This window comes from Actinomadura sp. J1-007, assembly GCF_009793335.1.
In the GTDB taxonomy this organism is placed as follows: domain Bacteria; phylum Actinomycetota; class Actinomycetes; order Streptosporangiales; family Streptosporangiaceae; genus Spirillospora; species Spirillospora yumaensis.
Genome location: NZ_WING01000002.1, coordinates 703,293 through 725,031, shown reverse-complemented (window position 1 = coordinate 725,031; position 21,739 = coordinate 703,293). Strand labels below are relative to the sequence as shown.

Sequence of the window (21,739 nt, the reverse complement as noted above, 5' to 3'; positions counted from 1 at the left end):
GTCGTTTGAACGTCCGCGTCCTACGTTCGGACCATGGAGCTCCGACGCGAGGGGGCCGTCCACGAGCGGCGACGAGCGATCGTGAACGAGACGCTCGCCGACATCGCCCCGTCCGCGCTGCGTGAGGACGTCCGCGCACGACTCGCCCCGAACAACACGGTCAGCGACGAGACCCGCGTTCGGGACGTGCTGGTCGCTGTTCTCGGCCGGGCGCTCGGCGTGCGCGGTCCGGACGCGTTGGACGCGCTCGTGGAGGCGGTGCCGGTGGCGGCGGCGCGGTATCTGACCGGTGATCCCGATCCGGCCGCCGACGCGGCGGTGCGGACGCTCGTCCAAGTGCTCGGCGGCGGCCTCATGGACGAGGAGGTCGCCAACCGGATCGCGGTGCTCATGCAGGCTTGCGAGGCGACGGTCGCGCTCGTGCGGAACGCGACCGTGCTCGCGCGGGACCTGCCCGACCCGGGGCGCTGGCCCGCCGAGGCGGTCGTCGCGGAGACGCTCCGGTACGACCCGCCGGTCCCGGCCATGCGCCGGACGGTCCGCGAGGACGTGGAGGCGGGCGGGCACGCCGTCGCGGCCGGGAGCCTCGTGACGCTCGACCTGCGCGCCGCCAACCGGGACCCGGCCGTGTTCTCCGACCCCGACCGTTTCGATCCGGGCCGCGCCGAGCCGTGGCACCTGACGTTCGGCGCGGGACGCCGTCCCTGCCCCGGCGCCGACCACGCCCTGCACCTCGCCGCGGGCGTGCTGGACGCCGCCCTGGCCACGAAAGAGACCGCACGATGACGACGCGTACGGAGGAGAACCGCGGGATGAGCGACTTTCGCGATCTGCACTACGGGGAGCGGCCGTTGCTGCTGCCGAACGCCTGGGACTTCGCCAGCGGCGCGGCGCTCGCGGAGGCGGGGTTCGCGGCCGTCGGAACGACCAGCCTGGGCGTCGCGGCGGCGGCCGGGAAGCCCGACGCGACCGGGGACACGCGGGCGGAGACGCTCGCGCTGGCGCGGAACCTCGCGCGGCTGCCCGTGCCCGTGACGGTCGACATCGAGGGCGGTTACTCCGAGAGCCCCGGCGAGGTCGCCGCGCTCGTCGCCGAGCTGGAGTCGTACGGCATCGCCGGGGTGAACCTGGAGGACGGGCGGTCCGGCGGGACGCTCGTGGAGGCCGAACGGCACGCCGCCGTGGTCGAGGCGGTCAAGGCCGCGGCGCCCGGGGTGTTCCTCAACGCGCGGACGGACACGTTCTGGCTCGGCGGCGACTCCCCCGACCTGGACGAGACGCTGCGGCGGACCGCCCTGTACGACGCGGCGGGGGCGGACGGCGTGTTCGTGCCCGGCCTCGCGGAGGACGCCGACGTGCGCGCCGTGCTGGACGCGGTCGAGGTGCCGCTGAACGTGCTCTACCTGCCCGGCCGGACCCCGTACGAGCGGATGGCCGGGCTCGGCGTGCACCGGATCAGCCTCGGGTCGCTGCTGTTCCGCGCCGCGCTCGGGACGGCGGTCGCCACCGCGCTCGGGATCGCGCCCGGACCGGTGGCGGCGGAGCCCGCCGCCCCGTACTCCTACGCCGACGTGCAGCGGATGGTCAGCGCCGCCGCGCCCTGACGGCCCGCTCGTGGGCGGCGACCGCGTCGCCCAGGAACGCGACCGACTCGCGGAGGGTGCCGCGCTCGCGGGTCTTGGCGAGGACCGCGAGGCGGTGCAGCGGGATCACGGTCTGCATGAACCCGGCCGGGGTGTTGGAGCGGATCATCGGGATGCGGTCGTGCGCGTCGGACAGGCCGAGGTCCTGGTAGCCCCACCGGCTCGGCGCCGCGCGCAGCAGGGTCTCGCCGACGTAGCGGACCGCGCCCTCGACGAACGGCCCGGAGCCCGCCGCGATCACCGAGTCCCAGTCGGGGTGGCGTTCGAGGACGAGGCCCTCCAGCGCGTCGAGCGAGTCGAGGGAGAAGTCGAACGGGAAGCCGCCGGGCAGGTGGCCGGCCCGCCACCCGTCGAGCGCCTCGGCCATTCCGGCCGTCCAGGCGTCGAGGAACGCGCGGGCCGGGGCGGTCATGGTGCGCCGGTCGTCCTGCGCGTACCAGTCGGGGGTGCCGGGCTCGGCCGCGGGGGGCGCGCCGCGGCGCGGCTTGCCGTCGCCCGGCCGGAGGGCGAGGCCCTCCAGGTCGATGGCGAGCTCGTCGTGCAGCGCCCGCGCCTGCTCGGGCGTCGCGAGCACGTAGAGGTCGCCGCCGCCCTCGCCGTCCCCGGGGACCGCGTAGAACATGCGGGGGTCGTCGCCGCCCGGTTCGAGGTCGTCGACGCACTCCATGATCGTCATATGGTCGAGGCGGCCGTCCGGCCCGTGCTCGACCTGCCACCACACCGGCTCGCCGTCGCGCAGGAAGTGCAGGCTCTCCTCGCCGCGCTCGTCGCGGACGAGCTCGACGTCGCCGACCGCGACGGCGCCGCCGCCGCACGCGGCCGCGCGTTCGAGCACGGCGGCGTAGCCCTGCTCCAGGTCGTCCACCGGCTCGTCCGGGACCCAGACCGTGGCGCCGCACTCGTCGAGCAGGTCGAGCAGGGCCTCGTGGCCCATCTCCCCGTCGGGCGCCGTGAACCCGATCGCCGCGAGCGCCTTCGCGGCGTCCTCCGGCGGCACCATGCCGATCTCCACCAGCCGGTCGGACACGCCCCGGCCCGTCATCCGCGTCGTTCTCACCATGCGGGGATGATGGCAGCCGCGTCGGACCTTCTGCGTTTCTTCGAGTGAACCGGCAGGTCACGGGCCGTCCCCGGCGGACCCCGCCGATTCGGGCGCGCGGGACCCGGGTATGGGCCCGGCAGGACCGGAAGGGGGAACGGGCATGGCCGAGATCCGCTTCGACGAGCTGCCGCTCGACCTGGCGTTCACCGACGTGCGCGGGGACGGGCGGCGCCGGCTCGCGCTGTTCGCCGACCCGTGCGACCCGTTCACGCGGGAGCTCGTCCGCGACCGGCTGCCGGACGTCACCGGCGTCACCGTGCACACGATCCTGCTGCCGCTGGAGATCTACTCCGGCGCCGACCGGCTGACCCGGCTGATCTGGGCCGCGCCGGACCGGGCGGACGCCTGGTACCGGTGGATGATCGACGGGACCGAGCCGCCCGGCCCGCCGGACGAGCACGCGCCGCTGTCCCGGCTGCGGCTGGCCGCCGAGGAGATCGGCGTCAACGCCACGCCCACGCTCGTCTTCGAGGACGGCACCATGCTCGCCGGGGCCGCTCCCGCCAGCGAGATCGCCGCCCACCTGAGCTAGCGGTCGTGGCCGGTGACGGCCGCCGCCACGCGGGCGAGGGCCGAGGTCCGGGGCGACGCGGCGGCGGCCTCGCGGGCGTCGGCGGCGCGGTAGAGGGCGTACATCGCCTGGACGCCGAGCCAGCGCAGCGGCTCGGGCTCCCAGCGGCGGACGCGGCGCCCGGTCCACGGCAGCGCGGTGAGGTCCGTGTCGCGGCGCAGCAGCAGGTCGCGCAGCGTTCGCCCGGCGAGGTTGGACGCGGCGACGCCGTGCCCGGTGTAGCCGCCCGCGTGGCCGAGCCCGGTGAGGTGGTCCACGGCGACGGCCGCGCACCAGTCGCGCGGGACGCCGAGGACGCCCGACCAGGCGTGCGCGACCTGCCCGCCCTCGGCGGCGACCGCCGGGAACATTCCCGTCAGCGCCCGCCACAGCGCGTCCACCGTCGCCGGGCTCGTCCGGCCCGCGCCGTCCGGCCCGGCGCCGAGGTCGCGCAGCCGGGAGGCGTAGCGGTACGGCCGGCCCCGGCCGCCGAACGCGATCCGCCCGTCGCCCGTGCGCTGGGCGTACACGTAGTAGTGCGCCATGTCGCCGAGCAGCTCGCGGCGCTCCCAGCCGATCCGCTTCCACGCGCCGTCCGGCAGCGGCGTCGTCACGATCATCGAGCTGTTCATGGGCAGCCAGGCGCGGTGGTGGCCCTCCAGCGCGGCGGTGAACCCCTCGGTCGCGCGGACGACGTACTCCGCCGTCACCGTGCCGTACGGGGTCGCGGCGGCGGCCGGGGCGCCGTTCGCGCGCGGGAGGATCCGCAGGGCGGGCGTGCGCTCGTACACCTCGACGCCGAGGTCGCGGACGGCCTGCGCGAGCCCCTGGACGAGCGCGGCGGGCTGCACGCGGGCGCAGTGCGGGCTCCACGCGGCGGCCGTCATGCCCTCGACGCGCAGCCGGTCGTCGCGTTCGGCCCGGTCCAGCAGCCGCAGGTCGCCGCCGTCCCAGCCCCACGCGGGCGCCGAGGCGACCAGCTCCTCCAGGCGGGCGCGCTGGGCGGCGTTGCGCGCGACGGTCAGGACGCCGCCCTTGACCAGGTCGGCGTCGATGCCCTCCGCCCGCGCGACGCGCGCGATCTCGTCGACCGCGCCGAACATGGCCCGTTGCAGCGCGACCGTCGCGGCACGGCCGTGCGCGGCGGCGTAGCGTTCGCGGGAGCCCGCCAGCTCGCCGACGGCCCAGCCGCCGTTGCGGCCGGACGCGCCGTACCCGGCGAACTCCCGCTCCAGCACGACGACGCGCAGGCCGGGGCGGGCCTTCTTGAGGTAGTACGCGGTCCACAGGCCGGTGTAGCCGGCACCCACCACGCAGACGTCGGCGGTGCGCGGGCCGGGGAGGCGGGGGCCGGGGACGGGGCGGCCGATCGGGCGGTACCAGTACGAGACGCCGCCGTTGGCGAAGCCTTCGGCGAGCGGGGCGCCAGGGGACCTCATCCCCTCATCCTGAAGGATCCGATCGCGGAACGGCCAGAGCGCCACGGATCCCGTCGTCGCCGCGCGGACGGGGTACGGGTTCAGGCGTCGATGGCCGGGCGGGCGCCGAGCCAGGCGGTGCGGTACGCGGCGTAGTAGGCGGGCCCGTCCGGGCCGTTCGCGCCGGCGTCGGGGCCGCCGCCCGCGCCGCGCCGCCACGGCCGCATGCCGAGCCGTTCGACGACCTCGGCGGACGAGGAGTTGCGCGCGTCGATCTCGGCGGTCACCCGGGGCAGGCCGACGACGCCGAACGCGTAGTCGAGGACGGCGCGGGCCGCCTCGGCGGCGAGGCCCTGCCCCCACCGGTCCGGCTCCAGGCTGTAGACGATCTCGACGTCCGGGCCCCGGCCCGCCGGGCCCTCCTGGCGGCGCAGCCCGACCACGCCGACGAGCGCGCCGTCCGGGTCGGGGCCGGCGGTGGGGAGGCCGCCCCGCCCCCGCGCGCCGCGCCCGTACGGCCGCGCGCCGGCCCTGCGGGCGCCGGGGCGCGCGTCGATCAGCGGCCCGGGACGCAGCGCCCACAGGCCGTACCCGGCGGTCGCGAAGTCGCGCTGGCTGGCCGCGATGATCTCGGTGACCTGCACCGGGGTGATCACCAGGTCGTCCAGCAGGTACCGCCGGACGAGCGGCCCGGTCCAGTGCGCGAGCAGCGCCCGGTGGTCGCTCATGCCCACGGGGTGCAGCGCGAGGCGCCCGGTCCGCAGCACGTCAGTCATGGGGATCGTCCTGTTCCCACGCGGGCGCGGGCTCGCCGTCCGGCACGCCCACCCGGAACACCCGGAGCTGGAGGGCGAGGGCCGCGTAGTACCCGACCAGCGTGACCAGTTCGACGACGGCGGCGCGGCCGAGCGTCGCCGTCGCCTCGGTGAACACCGCGTCGCCGAGGTCGCCCTCGGCGGCGAGCTGCCGCGCCGCCTCGTACACCACCCGCTCGCGGACGTCGCCGAGCATCGGCGCCCGCCCGGCGCGCAACGCGGCGACCTCGTGCTCGGTGAGCCCGGCGCCGAGGCCGGCGCGCTCGTGCGCGTACCACTCGAAGTCCGAGCGGGCGTGCGCGGCCACCACCAGCGTCGCGATCTCCCGCTCCCGCTTGGTGAACCCGGTGCGGAACCGCAGCGCGGCCCCGAGCTCCTGGAGCGGCAGCCCGACGGCCGGGCTGTAGAGCATCGCGTTGAACGGCCCGAGCAGCCGGCCCGCCTCGTCCACCATCCGGAAGGCCGGGCGCCGTCCCGAGCGCGGCCCGCGCGCGCCGCCCGTCACGGCGTCGTAGACCTCGCGCTGCTCGTCGCCGAGCGCGCGGGGGAGCAGGAGGGGCAGGCGCGTTCCCGGCGGGTCCCGCGGAGGTGGATCGTTGACGTGCTCACCGCTCAAGGGGTCGATCACTCACCGCACGCTAGGCCGTCGCGGCGGGCCCCTCAACCCCTGTCCGCAATGTGGAACCGGCTCCGCAGGAGGACGTGGCGGTCGCGCCACAGGCGGCCGCGGGGACGGCCCGCGGCCCCGCCCGCCGCGCCCGTCCCGGCCGCGGATCGTTCCAGACGGGCGCGGCCTGCGGCGTTTCCCCGGACGTCCGGGCGGGGCCGCTGGAAGGATGGCGCGGTGACCGGTATCTACGACGACCCCTGGGCGTACGAGCTGGCCTGTTCGTTCCGCGACGTGCCCGCGGAGGTGGACGTGCTGCTGCGCTGGACGGCCCGCCACCGCGCGGGCGCGGCGGGCCCCGGCCCGCGCTCGGCGGGCTGGACGGCGGCGGCGTGCGCGACGTCCTGGAGCTGGCGGCGGGCCCGGCGGAGCACGCCCGCGAGTTCGCCCGCCGGGGCGTGGCGGCGACGGCGCTGGACCTGCATCCCGCGATGTGCGCGTACGCCGCGCGGCGGGCCAAGGAGGAGGGCGTCGGGCTGGACGTCGTCCAGGAGGACATGACGGCGTTCGCACTCGGCCGCCGGTTCGACCTCGTCGTGACCATGCTCGACTCGACGTCGCACCTGATGACGCTGGACGCGTTCACCGCGCACCTGGACCGGGCCGCCGAGCACCTGCGGCCCGGCGGCCTCTACGTGGTGGAGATGTCGCACCCGCGCGACCGGCTCAGCGACGACCCGAGCGTCAGCACCGGCTGGACGGTCGAGCGCGGGGACGTGCGCGCCACCGTCCGCTGGGGCGAGCCGTCCGACCGCCTCGACCCCGTCACCCAGGTCTCCGACGACCACGTCACCATGACGGTCTCCGGCGGCGGAGCCGGGGCGGGACGCGGGTGATCCGCGACGTGGTCCCCTACCGCTTCTGGTCGGCCACCGAGCTGGCGGCCGCCGTCCGCCTCTCCGGCTCCCTGGAGATCGTCGCCCAGTACGGCGACTTCGCCGACGTCCCGCTGTCCGCCCGGACGCCTGGCGCATGATCACCGTCCTCACCGCCCGCTGACCGGCCCGCGGGGCGGGCGGGCACCGATCGGCGCCCGCCCGCCGGCGCGGGTCAGGGGGCGGTCGCCCAGCCGGGCATGGGGTATCCGGCGAGCAGTTCGCGGACCTCGCCCGCGACGCGGGCCACCGCCGCCTCGTCCTCGGCCGCGACGGCCTGGACGACCTCGTCGATCCACGCGGCGATCCGCGGCATCCGGTCCTCGGTGAGGCCGCGGGTGGTGATCGCGGCGGTGCCGAGGCGGAGGCCGGACGGGTCGAACGGCTTGCGCGGGTCGAACGGGACGGCGTTGTAGTTCAGCTCGATGCCGGCCCGGTCGAGGGCCTGCGCGGCGGGCTTGCCGGGGACGCCCTTGCCGGTCAGGTCGATCAGGACCAGGTGGTTGTCGGTGCCGCCGGAGACCAGGTCGTAGCCGCGTTCGAGCAGCGCGGCCGCGAGGGCCTTGGCGTTGGCGACGACCTGGTGGGCGTAGGCGGCGAAGCCGGGGCGGGACGCCTCGTCCAGCGCCACCGCGATCGCGGCGGTCGTGTGGTCGTGCGGGCCGCCCTGGAGGCCCGGGAACACGGCCTTGTCGATGGCCTTCGCGTGCTCCTGCGTCGACAGGATCATCGCGCCGCGCGGGCCGCGCAGCGTCTTGTGCGTGGTCGTGGTGATCACGTCGGCGTGGCCGGCCGGGGACGGGTGCGCCCCGCCCGCGATGAGGCCCGCGATGTGCGCGACGTCGGCGGCCAGCACCGCGCCGGCCTCCCGCGCGATCTCGGCGAACGCCGGGAAGTCGATCGTGCGCGGGACCGCGGTGCCGCCGCACCAGATCAGCTTCGGCCGCTCCTTGAGCGCGAGGTCGCGGACCTGGTCCATGTCGACCCGGCCGTCCTCGGCGCGGACCTCGTACCGGACGGGGTTGAACCATCTGCCCGTCGCCGACACCGACCAGCCGTGCGTGAGGTGCCCGCCCATCGGCAGCGACAGGCCCATCACCGTGTCGCCCGGCTGGAGGAACGCCAGGTAGACGGCGAGGTTGGCGGGCGACCCCGAGTAGGGCTGGACGTTGGCGTGCTCGACGCCGAACAGGGCCTTGGCGCGCTCGATCGCGAGCAGCTCGATCGGGTCGACGTTCTGCTGGCCCTCGTAGTAGCGGCGGCCGGCGTAGCCCTCGGAGTACTTGTTGGTGAGGACGGACCCGGTCGCCTCCAGGACGGCGGGCGAGACGTAGTTCTCCGAGGCGATCAGCCGGATCTTCTCGAACTGGCGGCGGGCCTCCGCCTCGACCAGCCCCGCGATCTCGGGGTCCTGGCTCTGGAGGTGGGGAAGGGCCGGTTGGTGCATGACTGCCTCCGCGCTCGTCGGCGCCGGGGACGCGCTGGGCGGGCGCCCCGGCGGGGGCCCGTACACCCAGGCGCGCGGTGTGCGGACTACTTTCGCTCCCCGGTGGTCGACTCCACCTTGACTGCGCCAGTCGCGTCCGCGCCATCATAACGGCCCGCCCGGACGGCGGGTCGAGACGGGATCGAGACGAGCACGAGACCACCGAGCAGCAGCGGCGGCCACGCCGGGCGCGTGAGCGAACGGTACGAGCGCGGCGAGACGGCGAGGACGGCGGCCGTGAGGGCGAGCCCGCCGGTGAGGATCCGCGCCCCGGCGGGCCGTTTCTCCGAACGATCATTCGGCGGTGAGCCTGGCCGCCAAACCGTCCAGGACGCAGCCGAGGCCGAACGCGAACCGCCGGTCGCACTCGCGGTCCACGTCCAGGCCGGCGGAGGCGTCCGCCGCCATCCGGCGGGCGAGCAGCGGGTGCCGTTCCGTCGCGCGGCGCAGGTAGTCGGCCGCGGCCTCGTCCCGCCACCGCCCCGACCGCTCCAGCGCGGCGCGCCACGCGACCTCGGCGGTGGCGGCGCCCACGACGTGGTCGTTGACGGCGGCGAGCGCGGCGTCCAGGTCGGCGCCGGCGAAGCCCGCCGCCGACAGCGCCCCCAGCCCGGCCTCCGCCAGCGCGAAGGCGTTCGGGCCCAGGTTGGGCTGCCCCACGAGATCGGTCAGCGCCCACGGGTGCCGCAGCAGCATCCCCCGGTGCGCCGAGGCGAGCGCGGCGACCCGTTCCCGCCACTCCCCTCCCCCGCCGTCCGCCGGGCGCCGCGCCTCCGCCGCCGGGCCGATCTCCGCGAGGACCTCGCCGAGGACGTCGTCGAACGCGAGTTCCAGCAGCTCGTCCTTGGTCGCGACGTACCAGTACAGGGCGCCGGCCGTCACGCCCAGCTCGCCCGCGACGCGGCGCATCGACAGCCCGGCGCGGCCCTCCGCGTCGAGGATCGCGACGGCGCGCCGGACGAGCTCCGCGCGGTCGAGCCGCCGGTCGCGGGGCGGCCGGTCGGGCCGCAGCCATACCGAGGAAGTGGGCACGCCCTTATCCTATACAGTGTTCAAGACTCTTGAACGACGTTTAACACTTGGAGGCGGACATGGCCGACGTCCACGCGACCGTCTGGGACGACACGGAAGGCGGCGCAGCCACCGCCGTGCTCGTCCACGGATCGACGTCCTGGGGCGACGACCCCGAGTTCGGCTTCGCCGCGCAGCGCCCCCTGGCCGGCCGCTTCCGCGTCCTCGCGATGGACCGGCGCGGCCACGGCGCGAGCGCCGGCACCGGCTCGGACGCGTTCGCCAGCGACTACGAGGTCGACGCGGACGACATCGCCGGGCTGCTCGGCGACGGCGCACACCTCGTCGGGCACTCCTACGGCGGCGTCGCGGCGATGCTGGCGGCGGCGCGGCGGCCCGAGGCGGTCCGGTCCCTCACGCTGATCGAGCCGGGCTGCTACCAGGCGGCGGCGGACCACCCCCTGGTCGCCGCGGCGCTGGAGGCCAACCGCGCGGGCCTCGCGGAGCTGCCCGCCGACCTGCCGCCCGAGACGTACCTGGCGGCCGCGACCGACGCCGTCGGCCTCCCGCCGCTGGAGCCGACGCCGCGGCGGCTGCGCGCCGCCGCGTCCGCCCTGCGCGAGCGGCCGTGCTGGGAGGCGCCGATCCCCGTCGCCGCGCTCGCCGCCGCGCCCTGGCCCAAACTGGTGATCACCGGGACCTGGGAGAACGCCCTGGACCTCTACCGGGAGCGCGGCGGCGAGCCGATCATGGCCTGCGCCAGGGTGACCGCCGACCGCATCGGCGCGACGCTGCTGCGCGCGCGGGGCGCGGCCCACTACCCGCACGTGGAGACGCCGGAGACCGTCAACGGCGCCCTCGCGAACCTCTGGGCCTCCGCCCCGTGACCCGCGCGTGCCGTACGGGCCTCAGCGCGGCACGGCCACGCCGATCACCCGCGGCGCGACGACGGAGACCTTCGCGCTCGGCGGGAAGATCAGGTTGCGGCGGGACTTCAGGTCGTACCCGGCGCGCTCGATCGTCGTGACGGTGTCGCGGTTGCAGTGGCAGCCGCCGTTGAGGCGCGACCACAGCCGGTCGAGGAGGTCCTGGCGGCGGCCCCAGCCGCCGCCGGACCGGACGTGCTCGTAGAAGCGGACCTCGCCGCCCGGCCGCAGGATGCGCCGGAACTCGGCGAGCGCGGCGACCGGGTCCGACACCGAGCACAGCACGCCCGACACCACGACGGCGTCGGCGGACGCGTCGTCCAGCGGGATCGCCTCGGCGGTGCCGTCCAGCAGCCGGATCGGGACGCGGGCGGTGCGCGCCGCCGCCCCGGCCCGCTCGCGCAGGAACGGCTGGGGCTCGACGGCGATCACGTCGCGGACCCCGGACGGGTAGTGCGGGAAGTTCAGGCCGTTCCCGGCGCCGATCTCCACCACGTGGCCGGACAGCCCGTCCAGCAGCTCGCGGCGCAGTTCGGCCTGGCCCCGTTCTTCGGCACGGCCCGCGACGAGGTCGAAGTAGCGGGCGAAGAGGGAGTTGGTCATCCACTGATCATCAACGCCCGCGCGCCGGAGCGGAACCCCGCCCGCCCCACCGGCGGGCGCCCGCCCCACCCGCGCCGCCGGCGCCGGGACGCGAACGGCCCGGTCTCCCAGGGGGAGCCGGGCCGAGGCGAGGGAACGGAGGGGGCGGGGTCAGCTGCGACCCGCGGACTCCAGGGCCTTCCTGACGGCGGCGCGCTTCTCGCGGAGCTTGGCGAGGGCCTCTTCGAGGATGGCCTCGCCGTCCTCGTCGCTCCGGCGCTCCTTCACGTACGCCAGGTGCGTCTTGTAGGGCTCGGTCTTCGGCGGGGCCGGGGGTTCTCCGAGTCCTGCCCGGCCGGGAACCCGCAGCGGGGCAGTCCCAGGTGTCGGGGACCGCGACGTCCGTCGCGAAGCTGGGCGGGTCTCGTGCCGGTTGGCACAGTAGAAGGTGACCCATACGCGGGCGCCGCGTCTCCGCGCTCGGCCTCCCCCATCGGACCGGCCCCGACACGGCTGCCCCGAATCGCGTTGCCACTACCCACGGACTACTCCTCGTTGAAGTCTGCCGCCGCGCGGTGCCCGCGAGGGCGCTCGGCGCGGCGATGTACGTTGCTCCGGCCGGCTCAGCCGACGCCCTTGCCCTTGAACAGCAGCCCCAGCACGATGATCGAGGCGAACCAGATCACACCGGTGCCGACGGTCAGGCGGTCGAGATTGCGCTCGACGACCGACGATCCGCCGAGGGACGAAGAGACGCCGCCGCCGAACATGTCGGACAGGCCGCCGCCCTTGCCCTTGTGCATCAGGACGAGGACCACCATCAGCAGGCTCGTGACGATGAGCACGATGGACGTTGCGATGATCACAGTTCAGCGCCTTCTTCTGGCCTACCCCCGCGCGGTGCGGGGCTTGTCGTTTTCCAGGCTGGTCGTGACGGGGTCGGAGCGGCGAGCCGGACGGTTTACCCGTCAGCTACGAAGGGTACGACGAAGTCTTCGCTGGTTCGGCAGGAACCCCCATGTCGCAACCGAATTGATCAGTTTTGATCAGACCGGCAGGTCCCGGTACCGGCAGATCTTGACGAACTCTCCCGGGTCAAGGCTGGCACCTCCGACCAACGCGCCGTCCACGTCGGCCTGGGCCATGATCCCGGCGATGTTGGCGCCCTTGACCGACCCGCCGTACAGGATACGCACCTGGTCGGCGACCCCGCCGTCGTAGAGCTCGGCGAGCCGGGTGCGGACCGCCCCGCAGACCTCCTGCGCGTCCTGGGGGGTCGCGACCTCGCCGGTGCCGATCGCCCAGACCGGCTCGTACGCGATCACCAGCGTGCGGGCCTGCTCGGCGGTGATCTTCTCCAGGGCGCCGTCCACCTGCGCGAGGCAGTGCGCGACCTGCCCGCCCGCCTTGCGGACCTCCAGGCCCTCGCCGACGCAGACGATCGGGACGATCTCGTTGGCGATCGCGGCGCGCGCCTTGGCGTTGACGGTCGCGTCGTCCTCGCTGTGGTACTGCCGCCGTTCGGAGTGCCCGACGGTGACGAACGAGCAGCCGAGCTTGGCGAGCATCGCCCCGGAGACCTCCCCGGTGTACGCGCCGGACGCGTGCTGCGAGACGTCCTGCGCGCCGTACAGGAGCTGGAGCCGGTCGGCGTCCACGGACGTCTGCACCGAACGGATCGCGGTGAACGGCGGCAGGACCGCGACGTCGACCGCCTCGTAGTCGGCCTCCTTCAGCCCGAACGCGAGCTTCTGGACGAGCGCGATCGCCTCCAGGTGGGAGCCGTTCATCTTCCAGTTGCCCGCCATCAGCGGCTTGCGGGAAGGGGTGGCAGGGGCCATGCGTCAGTCCTCCAGGGCCTGAAGGCCGGGCAGCGTCTCGCCTTCGAGGTATTCGAGGCTCGCGCCGCCGCCGGTCGAGATGTGGGAGAAGGCGCTCTCGTCGAAGCCGAGCTGCCGGACCGCCGCGGCGGAGTCGCCGCCGCCGACCACGGTGAACGCGCCGGAGTCGATGAGGCCCTGCGCGACGGCGCGGGTGCCGTGCGCGTAGGGCTCCATCTCGAACACGCCCATCGGGCCGTTCCAGAAGACCGTGCGCGCGCCCGCGAGGCGGGAGGCGAACAGCTTGCCGGACTCGGGGCCGATGTCCAGGCCGAGCCGGTCGGCGGGGATCGCGTCGGCGGCGACGACGGAGTGGTCGGCGTCGGCGGCGAACGCGGTGGCGGCCACGACGTCCACGGGCAGCACGAACTCCACGCCGGTCTCCTCGGCGCGCCGCAGGTAGTCGCGGACGGTGCCGAGCTGGTCCTCTTCCAGGAGGCTCTTGCCGACCTCGTGCCCCTGCGCCTTGAGGAACGTGAAGACCATGCCGCCGCCGATGAGGATGCGGTCGGCCTTGCCGAGCAGGTTGTCGATCACGCCGAGCTTGTCGGAGACCTTGGAGCCGCCGAGGACGACCGCGTAGGGCCGTTCGACGTCGTCGGTGAGCCGCCGCAGCACGCCGACCTCGGTCGCGATCAGGCCGCCGGCGGCGTGCGGGAGCCGCTTCGGCACGTCGTAGACGCTGGCGTGCCTGCGGTGCACGGCGCCGAACCCGTCGCCGACGTACAGCTCGGCGAGGGCGGCGAGCTTGTCGGCGAACGCGCCGCGCTCGGCGTCGTCCTTGCTGGTCTCGCCGGGCTCGAACCGCAGGTTCTCCAGCAGGGCGACCCCGCCGCCCTCCAGCTCCAGCGCGGCGGCCTGGGCGGAGTCGCCGACCACGTCGCTGGCGAACGTGACGGCCGAGCCGAGCAGCTCGGCGAGCCGCGACGCGACCGGCGCGAGGGAGAACTCGGACCTGACCTCGCCCTTCGGGCGGCCGAGGTGGGCGCAGACGATCACTCTGGCGCCCCGGTCGCGCAGCGCCCTGATCGTGGGCACGCTGGCCCGGATCCGCCCGTCGTCGGTGATCCGCCCGTCCTGGAGGGGGACGTTCAGATCGGCCCGGACGAGCACCCGCTTCCCGCTGACGTCGAGATCGTCGATGGTGCGCATCGAAATGCGATGTCCTTCCGGAGATGCGGCCGCCGTGGCCGCGCGGCCCCCTCGAACGGGACGCGCGGGCCACGGCGGAGGGACCCTTCTAGAGGCCGGCGCCGACGAGCTTGACGAGGTCGACCAGGCGGTTGGAGTAGCCCCACTCGTTGTCGTACCAGCCGACGATCTTGACCTGGTCGCCGATGACCTTGGTCAGGGTGGCGTCGAAGATGCAGGACGCCGGGTCGGTGACGATGTCGGAGGAGACGATCGGGTCCTCGGTGTAGGTGAGGATCCCGGCGAGCGGCCCCTCGGCGGCGGCCTTGAAGGCGGCCTTGACGTCCTCGACGGTCGTCTCGCGGCTCAGCGTCGCGGTCAGGTCGGTCGCCGAGCCGGTCGGCACCGGGACGCGCAGCGCGTAGCCGTCGAGCTTGCCCTGGAGCTCGGGCAGCACGAGGCCGATGGCCTTGGCGGCGCCGGTGGAGGTCGGCACGACGTTGACCGCGGCGGCGCGGGCGCGGCGCAGGTCCTTGTGCGGGGCGTCCTGGAGGTTCTGGTCCTGGGTGTAGGCGTGGATCGTGGTCATCAGGCCCTTCTCGATGCCGAACGTGTCGTTCAGCACCTTGGCCATCGGACCGAGGCAGTTGGTGGTGCAGGACGCGTTGGAGATCACCGTGTGCTTCGCCGGGTCGTAGGCGCCGTCGTTGACGCCGAGGACGATGGTGACGTCCTCGTTCTTGGCCGGGGCGGAGATGATCACCTTCTTGGCGCCGTTGTCGGCGTGCACCTTGGCCTTGGCGGCGTCGGTGAAGAACCCGGTGGACTCGACCACGACGTCCACGTCGAGGTCGCCCCACTTGAGGTTGGCCGGGTCGCGCTCCTCGAACGCCTTGATCGACTTGCCGCCGACCACGATCTCGTCGGAGGTCGCCTTCACCTCCTGGCCGAGCCGGCCGAGGATGCTGTCGTACTTGAGCAGGTGGGCGAGGGTGGCGTTGTCGGTCAGGTCGTTGACCGCCACGATCTCGACGTCGGCTCCGCTCGCCAGGGCTGCGCGGTAGAAGTTGCGGCCGATCCGGCCGAACCCGTTGATGCCTACTCGGATGGTCACGGAACGGCTCTCCTCGTACGTCGTCGTCTCGCCCGGCGTCGTCCCGGGCCGTGTCTGCCTGATTGCGGCGGCGCCTCCCGCGTCGGTCCCGGAGGCGTCCCCACGTCCGACCCTATCTAATGGGGGCCGCCCGGCCCGACACCGGCCACGTGGGAAATCGCGGGTGAGCCCGGCTCCCCCGTCCGGGGGATCAGTAAGATCGCCTTCCATGCGTACGGGGTGGTTCGTCCTGATCCTGGGGACCTTGGCGGGCCTCCTCGCACCCTCCGCCGCCGCGTCCCCCGCGTCCGCCGCGCCCGCGCCGGGGAGCCGCGCCGACCATCTCGCCGCCGCGCTGCGGCGCGACCCGGTGTACGTGACCGATCACGCGCCGCGCGCGCTGGCGCCGGACGCGCCGGCGCGGATCCGGGCGGCGGTGCGCCGCCTCGGCGTGCCCGTCTACGTGGCCGTGACGCCGACCCTGCTGGGCGGCGGGACCGAGGGCTCGGACGATCTCGTTCCGCTGCTGCGCGACCGGCTGCGGCGGGACGGGGTCTACATCGTGGTCGCGCCGGAGGGGACGGACGGCGCCGCCCGGCAGTACGGCGGCGGCCGCTCCCTGCCCGTCGAGGACGCCTGGGCGGCCACGGAGCTGGAGATGCCGTACGACGCGGGCGCGGTCGCCGTGCTCGACCGGTTCGTGGAGATCGCCGCGTCGGGCCGCGCGCGCGAGCGCCGCGACCATCCGCGTCCCCGGCCGAAGTCCAAGGTCAGGCAGGCCCTGGACGAGGACGACGCGTCCGACCGGCGCGCCGAGCTGCTGGAGCGTTCCGCGTTCGGAGGCGGAGCCGCGCTGAGCGGGCTCCCCCTCCTCGCCCTGCTCGTCGTCCGTCGCCGTGCGGGGCGGCGCGCCGTACGGTCCGGCGGCCGGAACGCCTCGAAGGCCAAGAACGGACAGCGGAGGAGGCGGCGATGACCTCCACGCGCGTGCGGACGCTGTTCTTGGGGCTTTGCTGGGCTGCCTGGCACCGTTCCCGGCGGCGGGCGCTGCGGCGGGCGCTGCGGCGGGCGAGCGCACGCCGCGGGCCGTGGCGTCCGGGGGTGAGAACGATCCGATCCCTGCGTACGCCTACAAGCGGCTCGACAGGATCGGGGCGGCGCTGGCGAAGGACCCGCTGTTCGTCGATCCCGATCTGGCGTCGGCGCTGGGCCCGGCCGACCGGGCGCGCGTCCGCAGGGCCGCCGGTGCGGCGTCGCGGCGGATCGGCGCGCACGTCTACGTGGTCGTGGCGCCGAACCCGAGGCAGTCGGAGGCCGAGGGCGACGACGAGGCGTTCCTGACCATGCTGCACCGGCGGACGGGCCGCGACGGCCTCTACCTGATGGCGAACTCGCGGGGGCGCTTGCAGGCCGGGGCGTTCAGGGTGCCGCGCGAGATCCGGTTCTCCGACCTCTGGGACGACGCCCGGCCGGACGAGGACCGTCCGTTCGCGGGCCTCGCGGCGCGGCTGGCTGACCGGCTGCGCCACTTCGGCGACCGCCCGTCGGCGTCGCCGACGATGCCGTACCGGATCGCCTCCCCGGACCCGTTCGGCAAGGAGAACGAGCTGCGTCCCGCGGAGGCGCACCCGAAGGGGCCGTTCCTGACCGGTCTCCTGCTGGCCGGGCCCGTCGCGGCGATCGCGCTCTACTGGCTCGGCCGCGGCGGGGCCGCCCTGCGCCGCAGGACGGGGCCGCACCGTCCCACGGTCCTGGACGCGGACGCGATGCCCGTCGAGGCGCACCCCGGCGCGCCTGACAGGCCGAGCACGCGGTGGCTGCGCCGGACGGGCGGCCGCGACCTCGAACGGCTGCGGCTCCTGCTGCCCGCCGCCGGGGACGGGCGCGGCACCCGGTACGCCCTGTCCGCCTACGACGCCGCGAAGATCGTCTACGACGAGGCGGGCGGTGGCGCCGAGGGCGCGCTCGACCTCGCCGGCGCGATCGTGCTGGCCCGGCAGGGCCGCGCCGCCCTCGCGCGCCGGACCGAGAACCCGCCTCCGCCGTGCTTCGTCAACCCGCTGCACGGCGAGTCCACCCACCGCAGGCCGGTCGAGCTGGACGGGCGGACGCGGCGCCGCCCGCTGTGCGCCGCGTGCAACGGCGCGAAGCCGGACGCGCTGCCCGGCCGGGTCCTCAAGGTCCCCGGCCCGGACGGGCCCCGGCCCCACTTCCTGGTCCCCGGGATCTGGCGCGACACCGCGTTCGGCGCCGACGGCAACACCCTCGTCCCCCGCGTACTGGAGCATCTCGGTGTCCACTAAGCCCTCCCCCGGCGAGACGCTGGCGGCGGCCCTGCGCCGCTCCCCGATCCACGTGGACCGCTCCCTGTCGGCCGCGATGCCGGCCGCCGAGCGGCGCCGCCTGGCCGCCGCGTTCCGCAGGGCGCCCGCGCCGGTGTTCGTGCTGCTCGTCCCGCTGGTCAAGGGCGGCACCTGGAGCGACCCGGAGCAGCTCGCGACCGTCGTGCACGACCGGCTCGGCCGCGACGGGATCTACGTGACGCTGGACGACGCGCCCGACCAGATCCAGGCGTACGAGTTCGGCGGCGAGTGGCAGGCGCGGGACGCCGCGTGGGCCGTCAACCTCGACCGGGCGATGAACGACGCGTCCCTGGTGAGCAGGCTCGACCGGCTCGCCGGCCTGCTCGCCGCGGGGACCGGGACCCGCGAGTACCGGCGCCTGTCCGACGAGCTGGACCGGCGCGTCCGCCACAGCGACCGGCCCGACGCCCCGTCCGGCGACGGCGGAGGCGCCGTGCCGCTCGCGGCCGGGGGCGCGGCGGCCGTCGCGGTCGCGGGCGTCGCCGGGCTGCTGGTGTGGCGGCGGAGGAGGATGGCGGCGGTCCGGCGGGCCGACGCGGGCCTGCTGCTGCCCCGCACGGTGTTCTCCACGGCCGGGCGGGCGAGCGAGGAGCAGCTCCGCGAGCAGGCGTCCCGGGAGGTCGTCGCGTTCGGCGAGCTGCTGGACGGGACGGAGGTGGACACGGCGCGCGAACGGCCCCGCGCGCTGCTGACCCGCGCGCTGGACGCCTACCAGGCCGCGGGCAAGGCGCTGGACGGGGCGCGCGGCGTCGCCGACCTCGCCGGGGTGCTCGTCCTGGTGGACCAGGGCCGCGACGCGCTCGCGTCGGCGCGCTCGGTCGCGGGCGGCGGGGCCGAGACGCCGCCGAGCCCGCTGTGCTTCTTCGACCCGCTGCACGGCGACGCCGCGGTGAAGGTCGACTGGCGCCCCGTCGGGACGCGCCGCTCCCTGGAGGTGCGCGCGTGCCGGGCCTGCGCCAAGGCGGTCCGCGCGCGGCGCACCCCCGAGATCCTCATGGACCGGGTGGACGGCCGGGACGTCCCGTACTTCGAGGCCGACCCGGACCGCAGCGTGTGGGCCGCGACCGGCTACGGGCAGCTCCGCGACGACCTGGTCCACCGCGTCCTGCGCGGCGACCTCGGCCCCCGCGCCTGACCCGCGCCTGACCCGCGCCCCCAGGTCACCGGCGCGCCCGGCCCGGCCGCGCGGGGCCGGTGACCTGGCGGAGGACGGCGGATGAACCTTCGGTGACGCGGGCAACCCCGGGCGCGTCCCCGGGAGTCTTCGGAGGTGTATCTACGATCTTCGAGGGCCGTCCGGCTGGCGGCCTGGGCCGCGCCCGCCGCGCTGGCGCTGCCGCTCGCCGCCGCGTGCTCGCAGGCCCGCTCCGTCTCCCCGCCGCACGCCTCGCCGCACGCGGTCCGCCCCGCGGCGGCGACGTGCCTCGGCTACAACGGGCTGGACCGGCAGAACACCGCCGCCGAGGTGAAGGCGGGACGGTTCCGCGGCCCCGGCTCGCCGCCCGTGCGCGTCGCGAAGGGCACGGACGTGGACTGGGGCCTCGACCCGTACCGCGACCGCACCTGGCAGCTCTGGCTGCACTCCCTCGAATGGCTCGGCGGCCCCCTCAAGGCGTACCGGCTGACCGGGGACCGCGCCGCGCTCGCCGCCGCAGCCGGGATCGCCCGCGACTGGATCGCCGACAACGAACGGCCCGGCGCGCGGTTCGGCGACGAACGGCGCGAGGCGATCGACCAGTCCGCCAAGTTCCGCCTGATCACCCTCACCTGCCTGCGCGCCGACTACCGGGCGGCGTGGCTGGACGCCGCGATCGCGCGACACGCGTCCTGGCTCGCCGACCCGCGCCACTACTCCGGCCCGTGGAACCACGGCACCGACGAGTCGCTGATCCTGCTCGCGGCGGGCTGCGGCATCGGCCGCGCCGATCTCGCCGACACCGGCTACCGGCGGCTCGTCGACGCGGTCCTGAGGCCGCCCGGCGGCGCCCGGCCCGCGATCGACGCCGAGGGCGCCAACAACGAGCAGTCCACGCACTACTCCGTCTACAACCGCGGCCGCTGGCGGCTCGCGATCGACGCGATGCGCGGCTGCGGGCGCCGCGTCCCGGACGAGCTGGTCCGCAGGCACCGGCTGATGGACGAGTTCATCGCGTTCCAGACGACCCCGGCGGGCGACCTGCTCCAGATCGGCGAGTCGTTCGCGAGCACGGTGGACCGCGTGGGACGGCCGGGCAGCGGGCCGCTGAAGTACGTGCTGACCAAGGGCGCCGAGGGCAGGCGGCCGAGCGCACGCGCGCGCGTGTACGGCGCGGGGTACGTGATGGGCCGTTCGGGCTGGGGCGGGCGCGGGCGGCCGTTCGCGCGGGAGACGGCGTACACGGCGCGGTTCGGCCCCGGCCGCTACGCGCACGGGCAGAACGACCACATGGCGCTCACGTTCTTCGCGCAGGGACGCGACATCCTCGTGCCGAGCGGCCACATCGGCTACAGCGACAAGGCGTGGCAGGCGCGGCTGCGGGCACCGGACGCGCACAACACCCTCGTCGTGCGGGACGCGCCGTTCCGGAGCAGCGCGTCCACGGCGCTGACCGCGCACCGCTTCGCGTCCGGCGCCGACTTCTTCCGGTTCTCCGACACCGCCTACGCCGGAACGACCCGTACCCGGTCGGTGCTCGCCGCCTCGGGCCCCGACGTGCTGGTCGTCCTGGACGAGGCCCGGTCGCCGGCGCCGCGGACGGTCGAGCAGCTCTGGCACCTGCCCGCCGCGTTCACCGCGTCGGCCCGTCCGGACGGCGCACGGGCGGCGGCGGGCGGAACGGGCGGGACGGGCGGAACGGCCCCGGTGCGCGCCCACTTCCTGCGGGTGCCGCTGCCGGGGACGGCGCTGCGGCCCCGGCGGTCAGCAAGGGCTGGATGGTCCCGTCGGCGCGGACCGTTCGCGACGCGCCCGTCGTACGGCTCGGCGCGCACGGCGCGGACGTGCGGATGCTGACGCTGATCGCACCGGTCCGCGGGGAGGGGACTCCGGTGGTGCGGTCGGCTCCGGGGCCGGGCGGCTCCCTGCGCGTCACGCTGACCATGCCGGACGCGGCGGACGCCACGAGCGCGCCGAGCCCGGCGGGCGCGGGGGCCGGGGCGGGCGGACGGCTCGCCGTCGAGGTCGCCCCGGACGGGACGATCCGCCGCCTGCCCTGAGGCCCCGTCCGTCCGCCGGGCTCAGGGGGCGAGCATGTCGGCGGTGAGGTTGGCGTCGGTGCCCGGGATGCCCTGGTCGCCCGCGCGCTTGTCGGCCATCGCCAGCAGACGCCTTATACGGCCCGCGATGGCGTCCTTGGTGAGCGGCGGGTCGGCGAGCTGGCCGAGCTCCTCCAGCGACGCCTGCTTGTGCTCCAGCCGCAGCCGCCCGGCGTTGACCAGGTGCTCGGGCGCGTCGTCGCCGAGGATCTCCAGGGCGCGCGCGACGCGGGCGCCCGCCGCGACGGCGGCGCGGGCCGAGCGGCGCAAGTTGGCGTCGTCGAAGTTGGCCAGCCGGTTGGCGGTCGCGCGGACCTCGCGGCGCATCCGCCGCTCCTCCCAGGCCAGGACGCTGTCGTGCGCGCCGAGGCGGGTCAGCAGCGCGCTGATCGCGTCGCCGTCGCGGACCACGACCCGGTCCACGCCGCGCACCTCCCGCGCCTTGGCGTGGATCTTGAGGCGGCGGGCGGCGCCGACCAGCGCGAGCGCCGCCTCCGGCCCCGGGCACGTCACCTCCAGCGACATCGAACGGCCCGGCTCGGTGAGCGAGCCGTGCGCGAGGAACGCCCCGCGCCACGCCGACTCGGCGTCGCAGGCCGCCCCCGCGACCACGTGCCGGGGCAGGCCGCGCACCGGCCGCCCGTTGTTGTCGATCAGCCCCGTCTGCCGCGCCAGCGACTCGCCGTCGCGGAACACCCGCACCACGTAGCGGTTGCCCTTGCGCAGCCCGCTCGGCGCCAGCACCACGACCTCGGAGGTGTGCCCGAACACCTCGGCGATGTCCTTGATCAGCCGCCGCGCCGCCACCCCGGTGTCGATCTCGGCCTCGATCACGATCCGCCCGCTGACCAGATGCAGGCCGCCGGCGAACCGCAGCAGCGTCGAGACCTCCGCCTTGCGGCAGCACGGTTTCATCACCGGCAGCCTGCTCAGCTCGTCCTTGACCACACCGGTCATCGCCAT

General features: G+C 75.5%; 23 protein-coding genes, 2 pseudogenes and 1 riboswitch. Of the genes and pseudogenes, 11 read left to right on the top strand and 14 right to left on the bottom strand.

The genetic code is table 11. The features are described 5' to 3' along the window. The first annotated feature begins 33 nt into the window (after window positions 1–33). Window positions 34–786, top strand: a complete 753-nt coding sequence (locus GEV43_RS37285) for a cytochrome P450 (protein WP_160825427.1) — start codon at window positions 34–36, stop codon at window positions 784–786. A gap of 26 nt (window positions 787–812) precedes the next feature. Beyond that, a complete protein-coding gene (locus GEV43_RS37280; RefSeq protein WP_160825426.1) occupies window positions 813–1,604 on the top strand; it encodes an isocitrate lyase/phosphoenolpyruvate mutase family protein in 792 nt (263 codons plus the stop codon). Here the strand turns inward: GEV43_RS37280 and GEV43_RS37275 are convergent. Then, window positions 1,585–2,703 carry a hypothetical protein gene (locus GEV43_RS37275; protein ID WP_160825425.1) on the bottom strand — a complete coding sequence of 373 codons (1,119 nt, stop codon included), beginning with the start codon at window positions 2,701–2,703 and terminating at the stop codon, window positions 1,585–1,587. The genes GEV43_RS37280 and GEV43_RS37275 overlap by 20 nt on opposite strands. A gap of 142 nt (window positions 2,704–2,845) precedes the next feature. Between GEV43_RS37275 and GEV43_RS37270 the strand changes: the two genes are divergently transcribed. After that, window positions 2,846–3,277 carry a DsbC family protein gene (locus tag GEV43_RS37270; protein WP_160825424.1) on the top strand — a complete coding sequence of 144 codons (432 nt, stop codon included), beginning with the start codon at window positions 2,846–2,848 and terminating at the stop codon, window positions 3,275–3,277. Here the strand turns inward: GEV43_RS37270 and GEV43_RS37265 are convergent. The 3 genes from GEV43_RS37265 to GEV43_RS37255 all read right to left on the bottom strand — a co-directional run bounded on the left by GEV43_RS37265 (window position 3,274) and on the right by GEV43_RS37255 (window position 6,156). After that, a complete protein-coding gene (locus tag GEV43_RS37265; RefSeq protein ID WP_160825423.1) occupies window positions 3,274–4,734 on the bottom strand; it encodes an FAD-binding oxidoreductase in 1,461 nt (486 codons plus the stop codon). The genes GEV43_RS37270 and GEV43_RS37265 overlap by 4 nt on opposite strands. 80 nt (window positions 4,735–4,814) lie before the next feature. After that, window positions 4,815–5,489 (bottom strand): GNAT family N-acetyltransferase, encoded by a 675-nt coding sequence (locus tag GEV43_RS37260; protein WP_160825422.1) that lies wholly within the window; start codon window positions 5,487–5,489, stop codon window positions 4,815–4,817. After that, window positions 5,482–6,156 (bottom strand): carboxymuconolactone decarboxylase family protein, encoded by a 675-nt coding sequence (locus GEV43_RS37255; RefSeq protein ID WP_160825421.1) that lies wholly within the window; start codon window positions 6,154–6,156, stop codon window positions 5,482–5,484. The genes GEV43_RS37260 and GEV43_RS37255 overlap by 8 nt, the downstream gene beginning before the upstream one ends. 74 nt (window positions 6,157–6,230) lie before the next feature. On the opposite strand from GEV43_RS37255, the gene GEV43_RS55485 reads away from it, so the two are divergent. Together GEV43_RS55485 and GEV43_RS52110 are read left to right on the top strand one after the other, a co-directional pair. After that, complete coding sequence (locus tag GEV43_RS55485; protein WP_309240132.1) at window positions 6,231–7,031, top strand: class I SAM-dependent methyltransferase; 801 nt, start codon at window positions 6,231–6,233, stop codon at window positions 7,029–7,031. Then, window positions 7,028–7,171 carry a hypothetical protein gene (locus GEV43_RS52110; protein ID WP_241684182.1) on the top strand — a complete coding sequence of 48 codons (144 nt, stop codon included), beginning with the start codon at window positions 7,028–7,030 and terminating at the stop codon, window positions 7,169–7,171. Before GEV43_RS55485 ends, GEV43_RS52110 begins: the two co-directional genes overlap by 4 nt. A gap of 74 nt (window positions 7,172–7,245) precedes the next feature. Here GEV43_RS52110 and glyA read toward each other — a convergent pair whose 3' ends face one another. Then, window positions 7,246–8,517, bottom strand: coding sequence for a serine hydroxymethyltransferase (gene glyA, locus GEV43_RS37245; protein ID WP_160825420.1), 1,272 nt, complete (start codon window positions 8,515–8,517; stop codon window positions 7,246–7,248). A 57-nt stretch (window positions 8,518–8,574) separates the two neighbouring features. Next, window positions 8,575–8,661, bottom strand: a riboswitch (ZMP/ZTP riboswitch). A 189-nt stretch (window positions 8,662–8,850) separates the two neighbouring features. After that, a complete protein-coding gene (locus GEV43_RS37240; RefSeq protein ID WP_160825419.1) occupies window positions 8,851–9,588 on the bottom strand; it encodes a TetR/AcrR family transcriptional regulator in 738 nt (245 codons plus the stop codon). Window positions 9,589–9,647: 59 nt separating this feature from the next. On the opposite strand from GEV43_RS37240, the gene GEV43_RS37235 reads away from it, so the two are divergent. Then, on the top strand, window positions 9,648–10,454 hold the full coding sequence (locus GEV43_RS37235; protein ID WP_160825418.1) for an alpha/beta fold hydrolase: 807 nt from the start codon (window positions 9,648–9,650) through the stop codon (window positions 10,452–10,454). 21 nt (window positions 10,455–10,475) lie between these two features. On the opposite strand, the gene GEV43_RS37230 is transcribed toward GEV43_RS37235, so the two are convergent. The 7 genes and pseudogenes from GEV43_RS37230 to gap all read right to left on the bottom strand — a co-directional run bounded on the left by GEV43_RS37230 (window position 10,476) and on the right by gap (window position 15,200). Continuing rightward, window positions 10,476–11,096, bottom strand: a complete 621-nt coding sequence (locus GEV43_RS37230) for a class I SAM-dependent methyltransferase (protein ID WP_160825417.1) — start codon at window positions 11,094–11,096, stop codon at window positions 10,476–10,478. A gap of 150 nt (window positions 11,097–11,246) precedes the next feature. After that, window positions 11,247–11,483, bottom strand: a pseudogene (locus GEV43_RS52105) (RNA polymerase-binding protein RbpA); the annotation flags it as partial. Further along, window positions 11,429–11,569, bottom strand: a pseudogene (locus GEV43_RS56665) (hypothetical protein); the annotation flags it as partial. The pseudogenes GEV43_RS52105 and GEV43_RS56665, both read right to left, overlap by 55 nt. 129 nt (window positions 11,570–11,698) lie before the next feature. Beyond that, the gene (secG, locus tag GEV43_RS37220) at window positions 11,699–11,941 is read right to left on the bottom strand and encodes a preprotein translocase subunit SecG (protein ID WP_160825415.1); all 243 of its coding nucleotides are present in this window, start codon (window positions 11,939–11,941) and stop codon (window positions 11,699–11,701) included. 180 nt (window positions 11,942–12,121) lie between these two features. Next, on the bottom strand, window positions 12,122–12,916 hold the full coding sequence (tpiA, locus tag GEV43_RS37215; protein ID WP_160825414.1) for a triose-phosphate isomerase: 795 nt from the start codon (window positions 12,914–12,916) through the stop codon (window positions 12,122–12,124). A 3-nt stretch (window positions 12,917–12,919) separates the two neighbouring features. Then, window positions 12,920–14,107 (bottom strand): phosphoglycerate kinase, encoded by a 1,188-nt coding sequence (locus GEV43_RS37210; RefSeq protein WP_160825413.1) that lies wholly within the window; start codon window positions 14,105–14,107, stop codon window positions 12,920–12,922. Between the two features lie 88 nt (window positions 14,108–14,195). Next, entirely contained in the window at window positions 14,196–15,200 is a 1,005-nt protein-coding gene (gap, locus tag GEV43_RS37205; RefSeq protein WP_160825412.1) for a type I glyceraldehyde-3-phosphate dehydrogenase, read from the bottom strand. 208 nt (window positions 15,201–15,408) lie between these two features. On the opposite strand from gap, the gene GEV43_RS37200 reads away from it, so the two are divergent. From GEV43_RS37200 to GEV43_RS37180, 5 genes are all read left to right on the top strand, one after another. Beyond that, a complete protein-coding gene (locus GEV43_RS37200; RefSeq protein ID WP_160825411.1) occupies window positions 15,409–16,155 on the top strand; it encodes a hypothetical protein in 747 nt (248 codons plus the stop codon). 112 nt (window positions 16,156–16,267) lie between these two features. Then, window positions 16,268–17,482: a hypothetical protein gene (locus GEV43_RS37195; protein WP_160825410.1), complete on the top strand. Its 1,215-nt coding sequence runs from the start codon at window positions 16,268–16,270 to the stop codon at window positions 17,480–17,482. Beyond that, window positions 17,472–18,677 (top strand): hypothetical protein, encoded by a 1,206-nt coding sequence (locus GEV43_RS37190; RefSeq protein ID WP_160825409.1) that lies wholly within the window; start codon window positions 17,472–17,474, stop codon window positions 18,675–18,677. The genes GEV43_RS37195 and GEV43_RS37190 overlap by 11 nt, the downstream gene beginning before the upstream one ends. Before the next feature lie 135 nt (window positions 18,678–18,812). Continuing rightward, window positions 18,813–20,534: a heparinase II/III family protein gene (locus GEV43_RS55480; RefSeq protein WP_160825408.1), complete on the top strand. Its 1,722-nt coding sequence runs from the start codon at window positions 18,813–18,815 to the stop codon at window positions 20,532–20,534. Continuing rightward, window positions 20,528–20,737, top strand: coding sequence for a hypothetical protein (locus tag GEV43_RS37180; RefSeq protein WP_160825407.1), 210 nt, complete (start codon window positions 20,528–20,530; stop codon window positions 20,735–20,737). Before GEV43_RS55480 ends, GEV43_RS37180 begins: the two co-directional genes overlap by 7 nt. Before the next feature lie 21 nt (window positions 20,738–20,758). Here the strand turns inward: GEV43_RS37180 and whiA are convergent, their stop codons facing one another. Beyond that, a complete protein-coding gene (whiA, locus tag GEV43_RS37175) occupies window positions 20,759–21,739 on the bottom strand; it encodes a DNA-binding protein WhiA (protein ID WP_160825406.1) in 981 nt (326 codons plus the stop codon).

Coding starts and splice junctions, on each gene's coding strand:
- GEV43_RS37285 (WP_160825427.1), top strand. CDS start 34: ATGGAGCTCCGACGCGAGGGGGCCGTCCACGAGCGGCGACGAGCGATC.
- GEV43_RS37280 (WP_160825426.1), top strand. CDS start 813: ATGAGCGACTTTCGCGATCTGCACTACGGGGAGCGGCCGTTGCTGCTG.
- GEV43_RS37275 (WP_160825425.1), bottom strand. CDS start 2,703: ATGGTGAGAACGACGCGGATGACGGGCCGGGGCGTGTCCGACCGGCTG.
- GEV43_RS37270 (WP_160825424.1), top strand. CDS start 2,846: ATGGCCGAGATCCGCTTCGACGAGCTGCCGCTCGACCTGGCGTTCACC.
- GEV43_RS37265 (WP_160825423.1), bottom strand. CDS start 4,734: ATGAGGTCCCCTGGCGCCCCGCTCGCCGAAGGCTTCGCCAACGGCGGC.
- GEV43_RS37260 (WP_160825422.1), bottom strand. CDS start 5,489: ATGACTGACGTGCTGCGGACCGGGCGCCTCGCGCTGCACCCCGTGGGC.
- glyA (WP_160825420.1), bottom strand. CDS start 8,517: ATGCACCAACCGGCCCTTCCCCACCTCCAGAGCCAGGACCCCGAGATC.
- GEV43_RS37235 (WP_160825418.1), top strand. CDS start 9,648: ATGGCCGACGTCCACGCGACCGTCTGGGACGACACGGAAGGCGGCGCA.
- GEV43_RS37230 (WP_160825417.1), bottom strand. CDS start 11,096: ATGACCAACTCCCTCTTCGCCCGCTACTTCGACCTCGTCGCGGGCCGT.
- tpiA (WP_160825414.1), bottom strand. CDS start 12,916: ATGGCCCCTGCCACCCCTTCCCGCAAGCCGCTGATGGCGGGCAACTGG.
- GEV43_RS37210 (WP_160825413.1), bottom strand. CDS start 14,107: ATGCGCACCATCGACGATCTCGACGTCAGCGGGAAGCGGGTGCTCGTC.
- GEV43_RS37200 (WP_160825411.1), top strand. CDS start 15,409: ATGCGTACGGGGTGGTTCGTCCTGATCCTGGGGACCTTGGCGGGCCTC.
- GEV43_RS37180 (WP_160825407.1), top strand. CDS start 20,528: ATGCTGACGCTGATCGCACCGGTCCGCGGGGAGGGGACTCCGGTGGTG.
- whiA (WP_160825406.1), bottom strand. CDS start 21,739: ATGGCGATGACCGGTGTGGTCAAGGACGAGCTGAGCAGGCTGCCGGTG.